This is a genomic window from Phycisphaerae bacterium, from assembly GCA_041652575.1.
GTDB lineage: Bacteria > Planctomycetota > Phycisphaerae > Sedimentisphaerales > UBA12454 > UBA12454.
The window spans coordinates 1-20,991 of the sequence record JBAZHC010000012.1 but is presented as its reverse complement, the minus strand read 5'-3'; the positions used below and the strand labels follow the sequence as shown (position 1 = coordinate 20,991).

Below are 20,991 nucleotides of genomic sequence, written 5' to 3'. Positions count from 1 at the left end.
TTAGTGATTTGCGTTTCAGGCAATTTAAGCTTGATTTCCACAAAACTATATGTATAATAAGAAGTTATGATAAATGAAAATAGCACAAAAACCAATTTACCTGATTACGGCGTACTGATTGAAAGCAGGCAAAAACGTCTTGCTTCGGTCAATATCGCCCATAAACACGACAATCCAAGTATATTATTTGTCGTTTACGGTCAGGGTGTGCTGGAATTTGATGATAAAAGTTTCAGCGTTGAATCAAATTCGGTAATAATCCTCCCAAAAGACAAGAGTCATAAATTATCAGACAAACCAAGAAAACAAATGACAATACTTTCGGTTTATTTCGATATACAAAAAACTGGATTAAACAAACATATTGTTGATTACCTTTTGGAGTCGGCCGAGCCTTTTATTCTGCCTTTATATTATTCTGAAAATATAAAAAGATACCTGCGGCAGATGCTCTATGAACAAAACACAAAACCGCCGGGATATAAACTATCAATAACGCAAAACCTCAGTCTTGCGATCCTGCAAATTTACAGGGCGATATTGAAGCGAAGTAAACAAAAAATTTCTTCAAATCCTCCCGGCAGCAGCGAAAGAGTAAAATCCGTAATCGATTTCATCTCCCAAAACTGTCACGAGCAGTACAGCCTTGCAGATGCCGCAAGATTGGGGAAAGTATCGCAGAGACAATTTACTAATCTGTGCAGAAACCTGACCGGCATAAGTTTTATAAAATTTCTAAATTCCGTAAGATGCAAAAAGGCCGCCCAGCTCCTGAAACAAACCAATATGTCGGCAGCCGCTGTCGCGTTTGAAGTAGGTTACGAGGATTTATCCACTTTCTATCGGGCATTCAAGGGAATATACAAATCGTCCCCCATACGATTTAAAACCAGCGTTGAAAAACAAACCGACATCAATCAAAACGGGCAACTGTAGGAAATTTTTTATAACCTTTTAAATCGAATTTTGTCGACTTTTTCGCCCACTTTGCGCCCACTTCAGAAAACAGTTTGCCGTTTTCATGAGCATCTTTCAAAACACGGTCTATATCTTTTATCGTCGTCTTAATAGTATCGCCTTTAGGTTCGCTGTGTTCGGAATATATCAGATATTCCTTGTCAATCGAATGCGGGTATCCCCCACAGGACTCGAACGCTCCATTTACAACCAGCGTAAACGGCCTGCAGGTCTCAAGACTTACAGGATAAGGCTCTCGGCTCTCATAACACTGGGCCAGTTTTGTGAGCATATGAACACGTTTTTCACTGGGGTCATCTATTGCGTCAATTTCGCCATTTGCCGATGTTATAGTCGCTTTGCAGAAAGCACTATATTCTATCTTCGCTTTTTCGCACTCAATAACAACAGATGTGTCCGTTTTCGCATCGGAACAAAGCGAAGTGTTAAACAGCACTTCAACACCATTATCTGTTATAACTCTCAGGCTGCTGGTGTCTTCGCTTTCAATGTCATGGCCATGATAAAGCTCTGCCTGAACACTTACAGGCTCTGCCATTGCGCCCGGCTTGTTGGAAGCAAGGTATAATTCGTCGGCCAGCATATGAGCGAGCGGATTATTAATCGTTCCATCAAGAATCCATTCGCCATTTATATGAAGTTTACCCGCCCAATCACTGCGAGTATAATATGTATCGAATCTCGGCCAGCCTGCCATGCCTCTTACCCGCCTTACCTGACCGTAACGGCCCTGGACAATTCGCTTTTTCAACTCCTGTACAATCGGCGAATAAAGATATTGAAATGCAACAGGAATTCTTTTGCCCTTTTTAGTTACATATTTTGTCAATTCGTCCAGCTCTTGTATGATGGCCACAGGAGGTTTTTCGAGAAAAACATCAAAACCTGCGTCTATGCACTTTTTGGTTAGATTAAAATGCGTATTAATCGGCGTTGGAATATATATTACATCCGCTACCCCTTTAACATTTGCGATCAGTTGGTCGACATCATCGTAAATCGGAATATCCTTTTCCTGACAAGCGGTTCTTCCAATGGCATTTCTCTTCGGATTACTTGTAACAGCAACCAATTCTATCTTGTCTGGTATCTCCCATATCCACTTAATCAAATTGTACGCATATCCGCCTGCGCCTATCATCGCCAACTTAATCATGAAATACTCCGTTAAAAATCAAGTCCAGTTCTCACTTTAATCCCCTCTATCTGGTTCTTATACGCCACACTTTAAATATATTCTTGTCCACACGACAAATCTATCGCCCTTTTAATAGAACTCTATAGTATAACCGGAGTTAACACAAACTACAAACAGATACTTTAATACATTAGTTTTTAATGTATTGCCTACATCTGATGTCGATTAATATTCCTGCTTAAAACCCTTGTTTTTTTTGTAAATATGCGGTGAAAAATGGCATAACTGCTGCAAAAAAAATATGTTACAAATACAAATTATGTCTAAAAACAATAAAGATTATTTTGACTTTTAATGAGTACAACATGAATTAAGTATCATAATTTGAACAGCAATTCAGGATTCGGCATATCACCAATAGAAAGTGGAAACTTTGGATGAGGCCATTAATTGATACGGGATATTCTCTAATCGAATGAAATGACTTATGTCTTCGTTTTATTGTTCTTTCGAGTGAATAAATCATAAAGTATAGGCATTACAACAAGCGTTAGAATACCGGAGACAAGCAGGCCGCCTACAGATGCTATACCAACACCATTTCGCATCTCAGAGCCTATTCCTCTTCCTATCGCCAGCGGCAGCATACCAAGAACCGCGGCAAGAGTAACCATTGCTACCGGTCTGAATCTTTCGCAGGCTGCGCTAATCATCGCTTTGTGAATTGGAACTCCTTCTTTAACATGAACGTTGAACTGGTCCATAATCAAAATGGCTATGTTAACGACAATACCAATCATCATAACCATTCCCATCATAACGAACATTGACATACTTTCGCCGGTAAGTGCCAATGCACAGATAGTTCCGATAAGTCCCAGCGGCAGTGTTACGAGAATCAGCCACGGCTGCTTGAACGATTCGAGTATAGCCGCTATCGTAAGGTAGCACAGCAATATTGCGATAATGCCGGCTTCTCCAAACGCGATTACTGCTTCACCCATCATCTCGGCTGTACCTCCGAAATAATAACTATAGCCGGGAGGCAATTTCCCACTCTCGTCAAGTTGCTTACCAAGTTCGGCAACCGCAACGCCAAGCGGTTTTGTAGCAGCAGGACTCGCCAGCAGTTTGGAAATACGCTGCTTATCTTTTCTGGTAATTTGAATAGGAGCGATTTTTTGCTGAATATCGCCAAGACTGGCCAATATCAACGGTTTTCCCGCATCGCCGGGAAACATAAATTGTCCGACTTGTTCTTTCCCCTGTTTTTTATCAAATTTAACAACGATGTCATAATTTCGAGCGTTCTTTTTAAATGTGCCGCATTCGATTCCTTCGATATTGGCTCTAAGGGCGGTACCGAGACTTGTCGCAGCAAAACCAAGATCGTAAAGAGCGGCTCTTTTGGGCAGAACTCTCAATTCCGGTTTGCCGGGCCGAACCGTTGTGTCTGTATCGAGATAGCCTTTATCAGAATCCGCCATTTCTTTTGCCATCAGCGCCAGTTTATCGAGTTCGGCAAGTTCCGGCCCTGAAATTTCGAGTTCTATATCCTGCGACTGTCCGCCGACAATAGAGGCCTGCGTAACTGTGATAATACATTCCGGATAGTCCGACAGTCTTTGCCTTGTTAATTCCATAAGCTGCCTGATTGTCATTTGGCGTTCTGTTCGTTCGGAAAATTTAAGCAGCAGTTGCGAAAGATAAACGCCTTCTGATGCCTGGCCGATTCTGCCTTCGACTCTGCCTATGGCTGTTAGAACATGTTTCAGTTCGGGCAGGTCTTTTAATCTTTGTTCAACCTCATTAACGCGTTTTACTGTCAGGTTCAGGTCGTATCTTGTCGGATACTCAAGTTTGACATATACCTGACCGCGATCCGGATTCTGGAAAAAGCCGAAACCAACTTTTTTTGCAAGTTTTAAAGAATAAACGAACATAACTATCGTTGCTAAAACAATAATAATTGCCATAGGCCGATGGTTTTCATTAAATGTCAGCAGTCTTCTATAGGTTCCAGTTACCCCATCCAGGAAACGGTTAAAGCCGCCTTCCATTTTCATAAGGATAGTTTTCTTGTCCGGCTGGGCAGGCTTGAGAATTATGGAACAAAGCAGCGGAGTCAGTGTAAATGATATGAACAGAGAAACGACATTCATAATGAGCATCGTCAAAGCCAGCGGCTTCATAAAAAGTCCGATTCTGCTGCCCATCATCGCGATTGGGAAAAGCACAACAACATTTGTGCCCGCGCTTGCGGCAACAGCAATAAGAACCTCTGCAGTTCCCAGCCTTGCGGCTTCTTTGGGATCTTTTGTTTTGTTAAGTCTGTCAACAATAGCCTCCATAACAACAATTGAATTGGTAACCAGAATACCGATAGACAAACCTATCGCAAGCAGAGTTGAGATATTAAGCGTATATCCGAGAAACTGAATAAAAAACAAACCGATAATTATGGTAAGCGGCATTGTTACGGCGATAATAAATGTTGAACGGATATTATAAAGGAAAAAGAACAGAATCAGAGCAGTGAGAACTATGCCCTGCAATATATCAGTCCAGGTACTTTTAATAGTCGCCTTGATAAAACTACCATCATCGTTAAACCAGACAATTTTCATTCCGCCCGGCAGTTCCTTGTTGAGTTTATCAATTGCCGCTCTGACCTGGTCGACAACTCTGACAGCATTCGCCTCGGCTTTTTTAATAATTTTTATATATATAGCCGGCTTTCCATCGACAAAGGCTTTTTGACGCACTTCCTTTGTGCTCATTTCAACTTTTCCGACATCTTTGACATAACAGCGTTGTCCGTTTTCGCCGGTTATTTGCAGTGATTCGATGTCAGCTATGTTATAGTAATCAGCGTCAACTTTAACATCGTATTCGATACCGTTTTCCTGAATACGTCCGGACGGGATTAATTTTATGCCTTCTCTGACGGCTTTAATAATATCAAGACTCGACAAGCCTTTTGCAGCAAGTCTGTCTCTATCGAGAACAATATGCACCTGTCGTATATTTCCGCCGACAAGTTCTGCATCTGCTACACCTGATATAACAGTCAGCCTGTCTCTCAATTCATTGTCCGCATAATCATATAATTCATCAAGCGGCGATTCGCCTGTAAGCGCCAGATAAACTATAGGCTGTGCGTTAATATCGAACTTCAGAATTTTCGGGTCCTCGACATCTTCGGGGAAATCCGCTTTAATCAAATCGAGTTTTTCGCGTACATCTGTCGCTGCGATATCAACATTTACCTTAAGGTCAAATTCAAGCATAGTCTGGCAGACGTTTTCCATACAGGAAGAGCTGACATGTTTAAGACCATCGATGGTAACAACCTGGTCCTCAATTCTTTTGGCGACATCTGTTTCAATTTGTTCCGGACTTGCCCCGGGATAAACTGTTGTTATCGTGATAAATGGGACATCTATCTTGGGCATGAGTTCCAGACCCATCTTGCGATAGGCATTAAAGCCAAGCAGCGACAAGCCTATAATCAAACAGCTTATCGCAATGGGTCTTCTTATGGAAGCGTCAGAAAGAAACATTATTCATTCCCCCTCTGAACTGAAACCATTTTACCCTCATCGAGCATATTTTGCCCCATCGTTACAACCGTACTTTGCTCGTTGAGTTCACTGCTTGTAACTTCTGTCCAGCCGTCGTTTTCAATGCCTTTTTCAATCGGAACTTTATGCGCTTTTTCTCCGCTGACGATAAAGACGATAAATTGATTATCTCGGCTCATAATAGCTTCTGTCGGAACTGCCAATCCTTTTTTGGTTTCGAGAATTACGCTGATTTCAGCCATTGTACCTGCCGCGATAGTTTGCGCAGGGTTTTCAAGGATACATTTAACTTCAAAGGTTCGCAGTTTCGGATTTATCGTGGGACTTTTATAATATACTTCATGTTCGCCCATGTTTTGACCGGAAACATTGACCTGCATTTTAGTCTGGCCGGCAGTAACCTCTGCATAGTATTGCGCAGGTATGTAAGCACTTACTTCAATTAAATTCGGGTCATCGATACGTAGAGCGGGTTCGCCTGGCTTTCCCATCTCTCCGGATTCTTTAAATCGACGGCTTATTTCCCCGCTTATAGGTGCGTATATAACCGTATCTTCGAGATTCTTTTCCGATATGGCGATATCCGCCTTTGTTTTTTCTATATTCGCTTCCGCCAGGTCAACACTGGCTTTTACCGATTTGACCGCGGCTTTAAGCTGTTTATATCGTGACTGCTGCTGTTCAAAAACATCAGCGGTAACAACCTTCTTCTCATATAGTCTTTTGAACCGATTATAATCAAGTTCGGCCTTGTTGAAATCAGCCTGAGTTTTTTCAAGATTTGCGGTAGCCTGTTGTTTAGCCGACTTGGCCACTGTAAGTAAACGTTTCTGGATTTCGACAGCTTGTTGAAGTCTTATCGAATCCGTCCTGAATAGTTTGCTCTCGTTTGCGACGACAGTATTCCCTTCATCGACGAAAAATTGTTCGATGGTTCCTTCGATTCGCGGTGACACCACTGCAAAATTTTTGGATTCGAGATTCCCCTGCACCTTGACTAATCTTTCAAACGTTCTTGTTTTTATTACAGTCGCAACTACAGGAGTTTTTTGTTCGATATCCTGTGTTTGTGCCTGTATCGGCACAGGATTAATAATCTTTTTTGCAAAATACAGGGTAACCAGCACTGTAGCAGCAATCAGTATGACAAGGCCGATTATTTGTTTAATGGTGATATTTTTCATTTTTGTTTTTCCTTACTCGGTACTTCCGCAGTTCCCATCACATTCTGAAGCGTGGCGATACAAACCTGTAAATTAAAATTACTGTTCATTAATTCCATTTGCGCATTATCTTTTTCAGCCATTATGCTGAGCATTTCCGAGCTTTGAACCAGTCCTTCTTTCCACTTTTCATTTACTTCATCAAGATGTTTTGACGCCGTGTCAAAAGATTTCTGAGCAAGCAGTGTTTCTTCTTTTGCGTTTTCAAGATTTAGATACGCCTTATAAACCTGGAGTATCAAAGTGAGAGTTTGCTGCTCTCTATCGACAAATGCGCCCTTTTTTCTTTCTTTGGCCGCTTTATATTCGTTGATATTTGCGAACCCGTTAAATATCGCGAAAGTCCCTGCCAGACCATATGTCAATGAATTCTGATAAAGCTGATAAGAGTCGGAGGTATTTGTTCGGTTCGCGAAAATTGTCAGTCTCGGCAGAAATGCCGCCAGGGCAATTTTAATTTTCTCTTCCGCAATGGCAATTTGAAGGTCGGCAATATGAAGCTGCGGATTTTCGAGCAGCGCCCTGCATACGAGGTCTTCCAGTGGTTCGGCCGGCGCCTGCAGCGATTCTTTAATTTCCAATGAGATATCCGTCAAAGGCGACAGCCCCATCGAAACAAGCAAATCAGCCTGGGCTTGTTTTATCGCGTATTTTATTCGGCTTAGTTCTGTTCGGCGTAACAGAACGACTAACTGAGCCTGTTCATACTGCCATTGCGTAACCAGTCCTTCCTTGAAAAGCTCACCGATTTCTTTTTCAAGTTCGTCGGCCGCATTGAGTTGACTTTGCATGGCCTGCTGAGCCTGCTGTAATGTTAAGCAATGATAATAATCGACCGTAACTTCCAGCACAGTCATTTGTTCGGTATATTTTGTGACTAATCGAGCGACCTCTTCGCCCCTCTTGTGCATCGCATATAAAAACCATGTTGACGGGTCGAATATAGACATCTCCATCTGCCATGTAATATTTTTTATCGTCTGGTCATGCGTAGCCATTGTAGTTGTGCCTGTCTTCACCATTGGCTGCCGGTTCCATCTTGTGGAATCATAAGAAAGGTTTATGACAGGAAGAAAATTGGAAAAAGATATTTTCCGCTCAAGGGTCGCAATTCGCTGCTGAATTTGTGCCGCTTTCACCTGCAGGCCATTTTCCAGTGCGGTTCGGACGCAGTCGTTAAGGTCAAAAACTGTTTTTTTAGACAATATGTCATTTGTCTCCGCAGCCAAATCACGCTGGTAGTCTTTCGTATGCTTTTCTCTGACCGCCCTGCCGTCAAAACTGCTGCAGCCTGCAAAACAAGCTAAAAACAGAAGCATAACAAATGGTATATTTTTTATTTTATTAACCATTACTACGATTCTCCGTTAGCAATAGCGAATCAACAAATAAATGTTCGATTTTCGCCAATCCCTGTTCCATTTTTGCTTTTGTAAAATCTTCTGAATATTCAAAAACAAGTGACTGGATTGCAGCCACAATAGAGAGCGATGCAATCAGGGCATCTACATCGCGGAAAATTTTATTCTGAATCCCTGCATTAATTATGTCTTCCAGTTTTTCGCGAATAAGTATCTTAACCTTGTCGGCCTGCTCATATCCGCTATTACGCGACACTGTCAAATGCCCGCGTTCCGAAACATACAGTTTTATAAATTCAATATTTTCTTCAACAAGTTTACCGTGTAATTTTATAAAGGTTCTGACTTTCACATCTTCCCGTCCTTCAGCATCGAGAAACGGCCAAAGTATCTGATATATTTTTTCCGCACAGTCATTTGACAATTCAGCGAAAAGCTGTTCTTTGCTCTGGAAAAAATTATACAGAGTTCCTACTCCAAACTCAGCCTGGGCAGCAATATCCTGCATCGAAACATTATGGAAACCCTTCTCTGAGAATAGTTTCAGCGATGCCTTTAGGATTTCGCGCCTATGCCTGATTTTTTCTTTTTCTTTTCTCGTAAGTGTCATATTGTCCATAATTATGACTCCTAAATTTTCCATCTTGACCATATTAACACAAAAGAACTACTATTCATATTATGAATAACAATTCATATAAAGTCAAGAGATATCTGTTCTTTTGAATACATCGTCATTATACCCCTGTCAATTAACGCTAACTCATTATTGATAAGGGTTTTGTAAGTTTTTATTAGAAATCGTCCGATAAAAAAGTGGAAGTCGTGATATTAAATTACCCTTTCAAGTATTAATCAATCACAGCGGGTATGTCCGTGGCGGTTTGTACTTGTCGTGTTTGTTATAATTGTGCTATAATTTCCTGGGTTTTCAAATGGTATCATTAATAAGACATGTTCTTCTATTTACCTCGGATTAGGATAAAAAATGATAAATAACAACGGTTCGCAGCAAAAGAGCAATTTAAGGTTAATGCTGCGAGCCTTAAAGCATAGAAATTACAGACTCTTTTTTGCGGGTCAGGGTGTATCGGTTATTGGCACCTGGATGCAGATGGCGGCAATTGGATGGCTGGTGTACAGACTTACCGGCTCAGAATTTTATCTCGGACTTGTTTCTTTTTGTGGCCAGATTCCCATTTTATTGGGTTCGCTCATTGGCGGGGATTTTGCCGATCGCTGGCCGCGTCGAAAAATTATAATCATAACTCAAATCCTTGCGATGTTTCAGGCTTTTATGCTTGCGCTTATTGTCGCAACGCATACCGTAACAACAACTCGGGTTATCCTGCTTTCTATTTTTCTTGGGATAGTTAATGCGTTCGATATGCCGACGCGGCAGGCTTTTGTAGTGGAAATGGTTGACGATAAGAACGATTTGCCGAATGCTATCGCTCTTAATTCACTCATCTTTAATATTGCGAGACAAATCGGCCCTATGGTAGCAGGCTTTTTGATAGCCAGAGTCGGTGAAGCATCTTGTTTCTTTATTAATGCGGTAAGTTTCATAGCTGTTATTTGGTCCCTTATCGCTATGAGACTGCCCCGCTCAGGTGAAGCAAAACACAACGGTGCAATGCTTGCCGGCATTAAAGATGGACTGTCTTATTCGTTTAATTTTATGCCTATACGGTCTATTCTTTTATATACGGCAGGAATGAGTCTTGTTGCAATGCCGTATGGTATTTTAATGCCCGTTTTCGCCAAAAGCATACTTCATGGAGGACCACAAACTTATGGTTTACTTTTGTGGTCAACCGGAATCGGCGCTTTCATCGGGGCCTTATTTCTTGCAAGGCGAAAATCCGTACATGGCCTCGACACTGTCGTTGTTATCGCTGCAGGCGTTTTCGCAGCAGGTGTTATTGGTTTTTCGTTTTCGACAAATCTATGGCTGTCGCTTTTACTGATTGCCATGCCGGGATTTGGATTAATGGTGCAGATGGCCTCCGTTAATACGATTATTCAATCTTTAGTTGACGATAATATGCGGGGTCGGGTATTAAGTCTTCATGTAATGTCATTTATAGGCATATCACCTTTCGGCAGTCTGTTGGCGGGAATCTCAGCCCATTATATCGGCACACCTCATACTTTACTGATAAGCGGAATTTTGACTATTGTAATAATGATTATTTTCGCCAAAAAGCTTCCAGCTATTCGGCAGCAGATGCACCCGATATATGTCCGCAAAGGAATTATTCCGGAAATTGCCGCAGGTCTCAGCACTGCAGCACAATTTTCCGCGCATACAAAGGATTGAAACTGGGATTAAAATATATCCTCGTAAACTTCTACACCGTTTACCATTTTACAGATATGAACGGCATATTTTTTTGAAAATTCAGGATAAAGCCTCGGATATTCTGCCGCAACAGCAGCTTTTAGTTTATCAACGCTATTTGCCATAACAATAGCCCCGGATGCTCCTTTATCGCCGCCGCCGAGCATTCTTTCCCCCAATACCCCCGGAACTGTTCGAGCAATATCGCACATAGCTTCAAGTTCAGGACCGGAAATTTTATATTCATCTCTCAGTCCTATCCCATCTTCTCGAAATATTGAACCTATGGTCTTAATATCACCGGCTTTCCATGCATCTAATAATTTATAAAATCTTTTTTGTGCCTTATAGATATACTTCAGCCTGTCGCAATAGTCCGGATTTGAACCGGTAAACTTATCAAGAATCTGCTGATACATCTTTTCTTCTCTCACATCAGCAAGGCAGGTTATCCCAAAGCCTGCTCTTTTGATTAATTCGACAAACGCTTCGCATTCGGCCCGTCTTATCTTATAAGTTGATTTATCAAGCCCCGGCCTGTCTGTGCCTGTATCCATCACCACGAGCCTCAATTCCTCGCTGCCGGAGCCAAGTGGGATATAGTTTATGCTTTGCTTTTTCGGATTGAAATATGTTCCCATTCCCTCTTTGGCGAACAATATCATTATTTGATCCAGTTGCCCGCAAGGCGAACCTATATACTCATTCTCTACGGTCTGTGCCATACTGACTATATCAAACGGGTTATCAATCTTTATTTGGTTTACATCAAGAATTGAAAGCAGCAAATTCAGTGTCAAAGAAGCGCTTCGAGACATTCCTCCGCCGGGAATATTGCCGTAAATAACTCCATCAATTCCGGTTTTTAAATCAAATCCCCGTTTATGAAGTATATAATCCACGCCATAAGGAAATCTTGCCCACGTATTGGAAATCTCAGGGGTTCGCGGAGCGGGTATATTATTATGCTGAAATTCAATTACACCGGCCTGTGGAAAATTGCCACTGTAAATTCTTGTTCGATTGCTTCCGTTGGGTTTATAGGCAAACCATATAAATCTGTCTGTGCCGACGCCGAACAGTTCCGTTCCGTTATAATCCCCGTGTTCAACACCAAAGCAGAAACGTGATGAGGTCTGCCTGACTTTTGCGCCTTTGATGTCAATGCCTGATTTTTCCGATATCTCCCTAAGTTTGGCAATGACATTGTCTTCCATTTTTACCGTTTCTTCTCCTGCGTCAATGGTTTAACGCATACCAAACGTTACATTTCTTCCGGTCTCACCCGGCTCGAATACGTGTGCTTTGGATATGTCAACATACATAGTAACCTGATGGTCAATATCTATAGCTGTATGCGGGTCAAGATTAGCAATGAACTTTTGGCCTGATGCGCTGACCAGGTATACATCTTTTCTGTCGCCAAGCGGTTCAATTATATTGACTTTCGATTTGATGCCGTTATCAGTCTGTCCTGCTAATGGTTCGACCGTCAAATGCTCAGGCCTGACGCCCAATACCATTTCTTTGTCAACATAAGATTTAAATTTATCACCGGCACTTTTCAGTACAATTGCATCGCCGTCACTCATCACAAACGCCGCCTTGCCGTCTTTGACACGAATCCTGCCGTTAAAGAAATTCATCGGAGGAGTACCCAGAAAACCGGCCACAAAACGGTTGACAGGCTTGTCATAAACTTCCATCGGCGGTGCCACCTGCTGTATTTCCCCGTTATACATAACACATATCCTGTCGCCGAGCGTCATTGCTTCAGCCTGGTCGTGTGTTACATAGATTGAGGTAGTATTGAGCCTGCGATGTAATGCTTTTAATTCGACGCGGGTTGTTACACGAAGTTTCGCGTCGAGATTGCTCAATGGCTCATCGAATAAAAATGCTGCCGGATTACGAACTATTGCTCGTCCCAGTGCGACACGCTGACGCTGACCGCCGGAAAGAGCTTTGGGTTTTTTATCAAGCTGATTACTTATATCGAGCATTTCCGCAGCTTCTGCGACACGCTTTTTTATTTCAGCCTTGGGATATTTGCGAAGTTTCAGACTAAAAGCCAGGTTTTGAAATACTGTCATATGAGGATATAGTGCATAGTTTTGAAAAACCATAGCGATATCCCGGTCTTTAGGCGGAACGTCATTAACAACTCGATCGCCAATAGCAATAGTTCCATCAGTGATTTCTTCAAGCCCTGCTATCATTCGCAGTGTTGTAGTTTTACCGCAGCCGGATGGCCCTACTATTACCATGAATTCTTTGTCGATAATATCAAGATTGGCGTCTTTGACCGCTACAAAGCCGTTATCGTAGATTTTTTTGACATCTTTAAGAAAAACTTTTGCCATAATATCACCTTAACATATTAATATGGAACTGCTAAAAGTAACAATCCGGATATTCGCTTTGTTTTTAAGGTTTTAATCTTTAATTATTATAGCATAAGGATTAAAAAAAACAACCATTTCAATAGTCTATTCCACTGAAATTGGCCCTGTTTCAGCGAGAGTATAATCGGTTCAGTGGTAACGCCATCGCTGACTAATGAAGCTTGCCATGTGATTGCCTGTTTACACTGTACAGGATGGAAAAAGAAAAATGCTACGCCCTCTCAGACGTAGCATTTTAATTATAAGTTTCCCATTATCCGCCATCTTCGGCGTTTATTCATACGCTGCAGGTTGTTCTCCCGTAGCGTTACTGCACTTAAACTATTGCTCCAAATACATCCAAACAACTGTAGCAGCTCTCGGATTGTTTACCATCAGTTTCGATGCATATTTACGCATAGCGAATTCGATAGCTTTGTCTCTTGACCAGCCAAATTCTTTATTCAGAATATTTACATAGGCGGACATAGCGCCAAACCATTCTCTGGCAACGGCATAACGAGTACCATCGTCAGCATGTTCGGACAAGACAGACACAATCAATACCATTTGTTCATAAGTCAGCTCTTTGGACGATGAACCCGGAGCAAGTTCGTTAACTACGTCGCTCAAGGCCGCAAGCCGTGTCCCATCAGCATCGCTCAGGGTTTTTGCAAGTTCGTTAAGAGCTTCGCACATTTCACACAGTTGTTCATGTGTTGCATCTGTTGACTGAGCAATAGTATCTTCTATCAAATAAACCTGAGTTTCCTTCAAGCCAAGTTCATTAGCCGTCCATATCTTCAGCTCATTGCAATCTACCATTACTTCATTATGGTCCTTTGGCAGATAGAATACCGGTGGCGGAATCGGAACCGGGTCGATAAACTGGAGTACCCAGGCATCTTTCTCGCCGCCTCGTAACACATAGTGGTCGCCACCGAACCACGAAGGCAACAGGCCGTCTGCAAACGAATCAACATCCGGCTCTGGTATTGTGCCGAGGTTCCAGGCGTCTTGAATTGTTTCGGTAATTCTGGAACTTACCTCTAATACCTGTCCATCCCCTGCGACAAATCCAGGAGAAGCTTTGAATGTACTTCCATACGTTATCGTATCGTACGCATCGATAACTACCGCTGCATTTTCTGCGAGAGTATAGACCGATGCGTTCATCACTACATTTTCGCCTGTTTGAGAGACTGGGTTGTAAAGACCCGTGTCATGTCCGGGCTGATAACTGCTGAGGTAAATTGCCAAATCAAACGGCTCGCCCGGGAACATGCCGGAACTTTCCGATAACAGGTTATCCAAGAAGTTGATGCCGTCGCGGTCGTCAACTGTACCAGAACCGTATGCTGCATATGTTCCATCAGCGTTCAACGTGGCATGCGAACTCAATTCGAGGGTTTCAGTTTCACTGACAAGTACAATAGCTGCCCTCTGATTGGCGACTTCGCCGGCTTCGATATAAGGCAGAAGAACTCCATATTCATTGGAACCTGTCGTATCGGAATAGCCGCTTATCGTAACATAATCGAGTGTGGTATGGCCGTACGTATATATTGTACCAGCAGTCGATTTCACAACCGACACACCACCATTTGTAGCAGTCAGGACACCAACTGTTCCACTACCAAAAGTATGTGCTGCGTCAAACGGATTGCCGCCTGCATGGACACCAAGCACTATGTCTCTGACAAGGTCGGAACCTTCAAGCAGGATATTGCCATAAGCTTTTGCCTGTATGGACTTCCACTGGTCTGCGGCATTTTCGTTTTTACCGCCAAGAGTTATACCATAGGCATCAGTGTAGGTTACACCATAAGCCAGGTCTATTACCGACACCCAACCCTCGGTGCTGGACAGCATAAGATGTGTGTTTTTCTGATTGGTAAATGTAAAGATTGACAGGTCTATTGTTTCTGCCTGTATCATTGTCAGAGTACTTGCACCAGCCGTGATAGTACTGCCGGCCTCATGTGTCATACCGCCATAAGTACATTCGAGAACAATGCTGCCGTTCGTAGCCTCTACATCCCGCAATATAAGGTCTTCATCGGCACTACCATTAGCTCCCGACTCAGTTATTATTATATCGCCGTTCTCAGTTTGAGCTGCCAGATAATCCACATCGGTGTCAATCTGGCCTGTTGCAGACGCAACTCCGATACCGGCATCCGCCGTCAGGTCCGTAGCGTCAGCCACAATCTTTGTAGTATTGACGCCATCGTCCAGAATCGTACCGGCCGAATTAATGTATACCGTATCGTCTGTAATGGTCGTCGTACCCGCATCGGTCGCTGTCAGGGTACCAACCGTTATATTGCCTGCAATTGTAGTATCTACTAATATATTGCCGGCACCGCCAGCAGTAATCGTCACGGTCGTGATATTCCCGCCCTCAGAACTAATGTCTATATTACCGCTGACAGTTGTCGCGCTTGTTACTGTCAATGTTCCGGTTGTTCCGGCAACACCGAACTGGTCAAACGTAATATTAGCGTTAGTGCCTAAGGTTGTGAAATTGGTCAGTTCAGTCGCTGTAGCCAGATAGTTGTCTAAATCTATATGAGCGGCATTGCCTGTCGTATCCGCGTCTATCGTCGTCGCTGCCGTCTCAATCGCTTCAGTTGTTCCGATGCCTCTTGCCGCATCAAGATTAAGTTCACTGGCTATCAAATCTATCACATCATCTGCACCTGACCCTGTCTCATCATCATCTATCGCACCGACCGAATCAATCTCTATATAATCGCCTTCTGCCTTCACAACACCAAGAAGGATATCGCCAAGGATACCACTAACACTATCATCGGTTGTATACAAATACACATCCCCATCATTCGCTGCGCTGGTGCTGGCAGTTACCGCCACCGCCGTCAAATCGCCCTCGTCAACGGTTACATCAATATCGCCGCTGACCGTTGTAGCCGATGTGACCGTCAAATCGCCGCCGCCGTCCTGATAGAAGGTAATATGGGCATCTGTACCGGCAGTCGAAGTAATCAATGCAACTTCATCATTCGCTACCGAGGTATTATAAATATCTATAGTAGCATCATCGCCGGTTGTATATGCCTCTATCGTAGAAGATGAGTCGCCTCTGGTAATCTGAGTGTCAAGCCAACTATCGGGATCGCCAATGGTTCCAGTAGCTCTCAGTACTATATCACCGGCTTCTATATCTACATTTCCATCATCGCCGGCCTCAGCATCCGTTATCGAGCCGTTCTGGGCAATCAGCGTAACCTTGCCGCCGCTGCCGACCGTGCCGGCATCTACATCGATGTTGCCGACAACAATGCTTGTCGCAGCAGTCAGAGTTACATCGTCATCGCTGGTATCAATATTTGTAGCTGTTATAGACCCGGCTGTCGTCTGTACCGTTACCGCGCCATTTACATTAACCGGGTTCATTATCAGTGTGGCAGATTCCAGTATGTAACTGGCACCGCTTACACCTGTCGCCATCGTAAGTGTGGTTATCGTCGTGTCAATATAATCTGTAACTGTTCCGACCGTCGTTGCTTCCATTATATGGAGAACATCAGCCAGAATGTTGTTAGTGCCGCCATTTTCATCTGTGATGGCACCGGCAGCCGTCAAAGTTACCTCATCGTCTGCAGCGGTAACAACACCAAGCTTTATATCGCCGCTATCGGTTGTCGTCAGTGCAACATCATAACCAGCACCACCGGCCGTTACTACTGTCGCTGTCAAATCGGCATCATCGACAGTTATGGTTATATGGCCACCAGTTGTCGTTACCGATTGTGCTATCAAATCGCTGCCGCCGGTCTGATTAAATACAATATCCGCACCTACACCCACGGTAGAAGCCGTCAAGGTAGTAGTAGATGCCGGCGTACTAAGAACATTATCTATATAGATATCAGCATCAGGATCAGGTTCCACAGTGTAGGCCTCTATCGTCGTCGCTGACGTCTCGAGGGCATTAGTTACTAATCCAATACCGCGATATCCATAAAGGTAAATCGAAGCGGAAGCGATATCCGTAAGCGTATCACTGTCCGCATCTCTGATAAATCCTCCTGCCGCATATAGCGTAGTCGTTCCGGCAGCCGCATCAACCGAGTGTACTGTAATCATCGCCGGACTAAGTGCATAAACAGCAAAGTCTTCGTCATCCGCAAGGTCAATATCTACAGTTCCGAGTCTGATATCATCACCTTGAGCATCGTTCTCCAGAACAAACGTACTGCCGTCAACACCGGAGATATTCAGCGTTGTTACATCCGTATCCAGCCAATCATTGCCGTAATCTGTCGGGTCACCGCCGGCGTCAGTACCTATCGCCGTTGCGCCGGTAATATTCAGCGTTGTCGTAGTAATATCTGTATTTTCATCGGTAGTATCGGTTATAGTTCCGGTAGCTACCGCTCCGGCAGTTGCCTTTAATGTAACATACTCAAGACTGCCGACCGGCGTAGTAATATCGCCGTCCTGTACTATATCGCCGGCATCTATTGTTACGTAACTGTCAGTGCCGGTAGTTGTTACCGTCGCATTATTCGTTACAGTGCCGGTTGCTTCTATTTTTATAAACTCAACAGCCTCAAGACCGTCGCCATCTATCGTTACATCTACAGGGTCAATATGTATCCAGCCGCCGGCATTTACTATACTGTCATCATCATCGGTATCCGCCATAACCACATTGCCCTCAACGGTTATCTTGATATCGCCGTTGCCGCCGACTTCGGCCGTCGTTATATAACCTTCTATATCATTGCCGGCATTACCAATCAGCAAATCGCCGCCGGCAGTAATCGTAATGTCGCTGTAATCTGCCTGTACCGTTCCATTAGCAGCTACGCCGATTTCGACATCATCATCAGCACCTTCACCAGCCGTTATCGTTATGTCGCTATCTTCAGCGCCGGTAGTGGTTATCGTCGAATTGTTCGTTACACTGCCGTCTGTCGCTATCGTTATCCAACTGTCATGGCCGCTCGTTTCTATCGTTGCACTGGCAGCATTAGTTACATCATCAGTGGCTGTTATCTCTATATAACTGTAATTACCTGCGGTCTCTATATCACCAGCGTTAGTCACCACATCAGCAGACGTTATCTCTATGTAACTGTCATTACCACTAGTATATATAGTCGAACCGGCCGTGTTAAATAATCCATCGGTAGCCGTTATCTTTATATAACTATCACCACCGATAGTCTGTATAGTATCATTGTTAGTAACCTCATCGGCAGCAGTTATCTCTATGTAATTGTCATAACCGGCACCGGTGCCTATCGTCCCGTTGTTTGTCACCGCGCCTGCCGAAGTTATCGTTATAAACCCATCCGCAGCCGTAGCAGTTGTCCCTACCGTAACATCACCCGCGATTGTGGTATCTATCGAAACATTACCGGCACCGCCTGCCGTAACGGTAGCGGCCGTGATATTTCCGCCCTCAGAACTGATGTCTATATTACCGCTGACAGTTGTCGCGCTTGTTACTACCAATGTTCCGGTAGTTCCGGCAACACCGAACTGGTCGAACGTAATATTTGCATTAGTACCTAAGGTTGAGATGCCGGTTAATGTTGTTGTTGTAGCAAGATAGTTGTCCAAATCTATATGTGCAGCATTGCCTGTCGTATCCGCGTCTATCGTCGTCGCAGCCGTCTCGATTTCTTCAGTTGTTCCTATTCCTGTAGCCGCATCAAGATTAAGTTCACTGGCTATCAGGTCTATAGTACTATCTGAACCTGACCCGACTTCATCATCATCTATTGCACCGGCGGAATTGATAGTTATCAAATCGCCTGCTGCCGTTACAACGCCGAGCAGAATATCGCCGCTGGTAGTTGTATCCAAAGACACATCGCCATCATCGCCGGCCGTTATCGTCAATACTGTCATATCAGCAACAGCAACACTTATATCTATATCGCCATTGACCGTAGTGGCAGATGTTACCGTCAAATCGCCGCCGCCGGCCTGGTCAAATGTAATATTCGCATTGGCTCCGGTTGTAGAAGCTATAAACTCGGCATCCGCCGTCGATGTATTGTCCAAATCTATATGCGCCGCATCGCCGGTCGTATACGCCTCTATCAGCGAACTGGTTACCTGCGTGTCAAGGGCTCCTGCAGCTACACTGCCTATAGTCCCTGTTGCATTCAATACTATATTACCGGCCTGAATATCAATATTAGTGTCTTCGCCGGCCTCTGCGTCCACTATCGTGCCGCTCTGAGCCGTCAGTGTTACCGTACCGCCATCGCCAACCGTACCGCCGTCAGCATCTATACTGCCAACTATAATACCGGTCGCAGCCGTCAGGGTAACATCGTCGTCACTGGTTATTACACTCGTCGCCGTTATAGGCCCGGCCGTAGTCGCTATCGTTACCGCGCCGCCCACGTTAACAGGATTCAATACGAGTGTATCAACTTCCTGTATGAAACTGGCTCCGCTTACTCCGCTCATCTCAAGCGTCGTTATCGTCGTGTCTATATAATCGCCCGCCGTTCCTACCGTAGTTGCGCCGAGGATGTGAAGAACATCGGCCAGTATATTATTGGTACCGACGTTCTCATCCGTTATAGCGCCGGCCGATGTCAATGTAACATCGTCCGCCGCCGCCGTAACTACGCCAAGCTTTATATCGCCGCCGGTCGTAGTGCTCAAATTAACATTACCATCGTCGCCGGCCGTTATCACGGTGGCCGTCAAATCGCCGTCATCCACTGATACCGTTATATCGCCATCAGCAGTAGTGGCAGATGTCACCGTCAAATCGCCGCCGCCGGTCTGGGAGAACGTAATAACCGCCTCATCGCCAACCGTCGTAAAGCCGGTAAGTGTAGCCGCCGTGGTTGTAATGTTGCTCAATATAATACTCGCAGCGCCGGCTCCAGTCGTATCAGCATCTATAGTCGTGCCGGACAACTCGAGCTTCTGTGTGGCGCCTATCCCGTCAACTGCGTCAAGATTAATGCTCGCCGCAGTTATGTCCGTCTCTTCATCAGCAGATGCATCGTTTATCGTCGTCGCTGCCGTCAGGGTCGCCGTCCCGCCGCCGGCATTTATTACGCCAACCGTTATCGCGCCCACAGTCGATGTCAGCGTAACATCGTCATCGCTGGTTATTACAGATGTGGCCGCTATGTCGCCAAGCAGCGCCTGGACATTCACAAGACCATTCACATTCACAGCACCGAGAGTTATACCGTCATCCTCTACTATATAACTGGCGCCGTCAACATTACTCATATTCAATGTGTCTACATTCGTGTCAAAACCGGCATCAGCGCCAGTCCCGGTGCCTACAGATGTCGCATCCGTTATTGTCAATGTACCGGCCGTTACTCCAGCAACATCGCCGGGGGCCGTTATCGAACCATCGGCATCAAGTGTTACTGTCGCTCCGTCAACAGCAATATCAACCACTATTATATTGCCCGCAGATGTCAGTAATACATCGTCGTCCGAAGTGTCAACATTCGTAGCCGTTATGTTCCCGGCCGTCGTCTGGACACTTAAATATCCACCCGTATTTACCGCAAGAAGGTCTATTCCGGCCGCCTCGAGGAAATACGCCGCTCCGGTAACGCCCGACAGATTCAATGTGTCTATGTCTGTATCGATAACACTGTCAAAGGCGCCTATCGTCGTGGCGCCGGTTATGTTAAGAACTGCCGCCGTAATGTTATTCAGCCCGGCATTGTTATCCAGAATAGAGCCGACGCTGTCCAGCGTAACATCATCCGCCGCGGCATTAACCGCGCCAAGCCTTATGTTCCCGCTGGTAGTTGTATCCAGCAGGATATTACCATCGTCTCCGGCCGTTATCAGCGTGGCCGTCAAATCGCCGCTGTCTACACTTATATCTATATCGCCATTGACCGTAGTGGCAGATGTTACCGTCAAATCGCCGCCGCCGGCCTGGTCAAATGTAATATTCGCATTGGCTCCGGTTGTAGAAGCTATAAACTCGGCATCCGCCG

At 44.5% G+C, this 20,991-nt stretch carries 10 protein-coding genes; 2 read left to right on the top strand and 8 right to left on the bottom strand.

Annotation, left to right across the window (positions count from 1 at the left end; all coding sequences use genetic code 11):
- Window positions 1-66: 66 nt before the first annotated feature.
- Window positions 67-936 (top strand): helix-turn-helix domain-containing protein, encoded by an 870-nt coding sequence (locus tag WC496_09405; GenBank protein ID MFA5293236.1) that lies wholly within the window; start codon window positions 67-69, stop codon window positions 934-936.
- Here WC496_09405 and WC496_09400 read toward each other — a convergent pair.
- The 5 genes from WC496_09400 to WC496_09380 all read right to left on the bottom strand — a co-directional run bounded on the left by WC496_09400 (window position 914) and on the right by WC496_09380 (window position 8,903).
- Entirely contained in the window at window positions 914-2,134 is a 1,221-nt protein-coding gene (locus WC496_09400) for a Gfo/Idh/MocA family oxidoreductase (GenBank protein ID MFA5293235.1), read from the bottom strand. The genes WC496_09405 and WC496_09400 overlap by 23 nt on opposite strands.
- A gap of 467 nt (window positions 2,135-2,601) precedes the next feature.
- Window positions 2,602-5,679, bottom strand: coding sequence for an efflux RND transporter permease subunit (locus tag WC496_09395; GenBank protein ID MFA5293234.1), 3,078 nt, complete (start codon window positions 5,677-5,679; stop codon window positions 2,602-2,604).
- Complete coding sequence (locus WC496_09390) at window positions 5,679-6,884, bottom strand: efflux RND transporter periplasmic adaptor subunit (GenBank protein MFA5293233.1); 1,206 nt, start codon at window positions 6,882-6,884, stop codon at window positions 5,679-5,681. Before WC496_09390 ends, WC496_09395 begins: the two co-directional genes overlap by 1 nt.
- A complete protein-coding gene (locus WC496_09385) occupies window positions 6,881-8,275 on the bottom strand; it encodes a TolC family protein (GenBank protein ID MFA5293232.1) in 1,395 nt (464 codons plus the stop codon). The genes WC496_09390 and WC496_09385 overlap by 4 nt, the downstream gene beginning before the upstream one ends.
- Window positions 8,268-8,903: a TetR/AcrR family transcriptional regulator gene (locus WC496_09380; GenBank protein ID MFA5293231.1), complete on the bottom strand. Its 636-nt coding sequence runs from the start codon at window positions 8,901-8,903 to the stop codon at window positions 8,268-8,270. Before WC496_09380 ends, WC496_09385 begins: the two co-directional genes overlap by 8 nt.
- A gap of 369 nt (window positions 8,904-9,272) precedes the next feature.
- On the opposite strand from WC496_09380, the gene WC496_09375 reads away from it, so the two are divergent.
- A complete protein-coding gene (locus tag WC496_09375; protein ID MFA5293230.1) occupies window positions 9,273-10,607 on the top strand; it encodes an MFS transporter in 1,335 nt (444 codons plus the stop codon).
- A gap of 8 nt (window positions 10,608-10,615) precedes the next feature.
- On the opposite strand, the gene WC496_09370 is transcribed toward WC496_09375, so the two are convergent.
- The 3 genes from WC496_09370 to WC496_09360 all read right to left on the bottom strand — a co-directional run.
- Entirely contained in the window at window positions 10,616-11,845 is a 1,230-nt protein-coding gene (locus WC496_09370) for a hypothetical protein (GenBank protein ID MFA5293229.1), read from the bottom strand.
- Window positions 11,846-11,875: 30 nt separating this feature from the next.
- Entirely contained in the window at window positions 11,876-12,991 is a 1,116-nt protein-coding gene (ugpC, locus tag WC496_09365; GenBank protein ID MFA5293228.1) for a sn-glycerol-3-phosphate ABC transporter ATP-binding protein UgpC, read from the bottom strand.
- A gap of 363 nt (window positions 12,992-13,354) precedes the next feature.
- The coding region (locus WC496_09360) for a hypothetical protein (GenBank protein MFA5293227.1) at window positions 13,355-20,991 on the bottom strand (7,637 nt) is incomplete at its 5' end.

Coding starts and splice junctions, on each gene's coding strand:
- WC496_09405 (MFA5293236.1), top strand. CDS start 67: ATGATAAATGAAAATAGCACAAAAACCAATTTACCTGATTACGGCGTA.
- WC496_09400 (MFA5293235.1), bottom strand. CDS start 2,134: ATGATTAAGTTGGCGATGATAGGCGCAGGCGGATATGCGTACAATTTG.
- WC496_09395 (MFA5293234.1), bottom strand. CDS start 5,679: ATGTTTCTTTCTGACGCTTCCATAAGAAGACCCATTGCGATAAGCTGT.
- WC496_09390 (MFA5293233.1), bottom strand. CDS start 6,884: ATGAAAAATATCACCATTAAACAAATAATCGGCCTTGTCATACTGATT.
- WC496_09385 (MFA5293232.1), bottom strand. CDS start 8,275: ATGGTTAATAAAATAAAAAATATACCATTTGTTATGCTTCTGTTTTTA.
- WC496_09380 (MFA5293231.1), bottom strand. CDS start 8,903: ATGGACAATATGACACTTACGAGAAAAGAAAAAGAAAAAATCAGGCAT.
- WC496_09375 (MFA5293230.1), top strand. CDS start 9,273: ATGATAAATAACAACGGTTCGCAGCAAAAGAGCAATTTAAGGTTAATG.
- WC496_09370 (MFA5293229.1), bottom strand. CDS start 11,845: ATGGAAGACAATGTCATTGCCAAACTTAGGGAGATATCGGAAAAATCA.
- ugpC (MFA5293228.1), bottom strand. CDS start 12,991: ATGGCAAAAGTTTTTCTTAAAGATGTCAAAAAAATCTACGATAACGGC.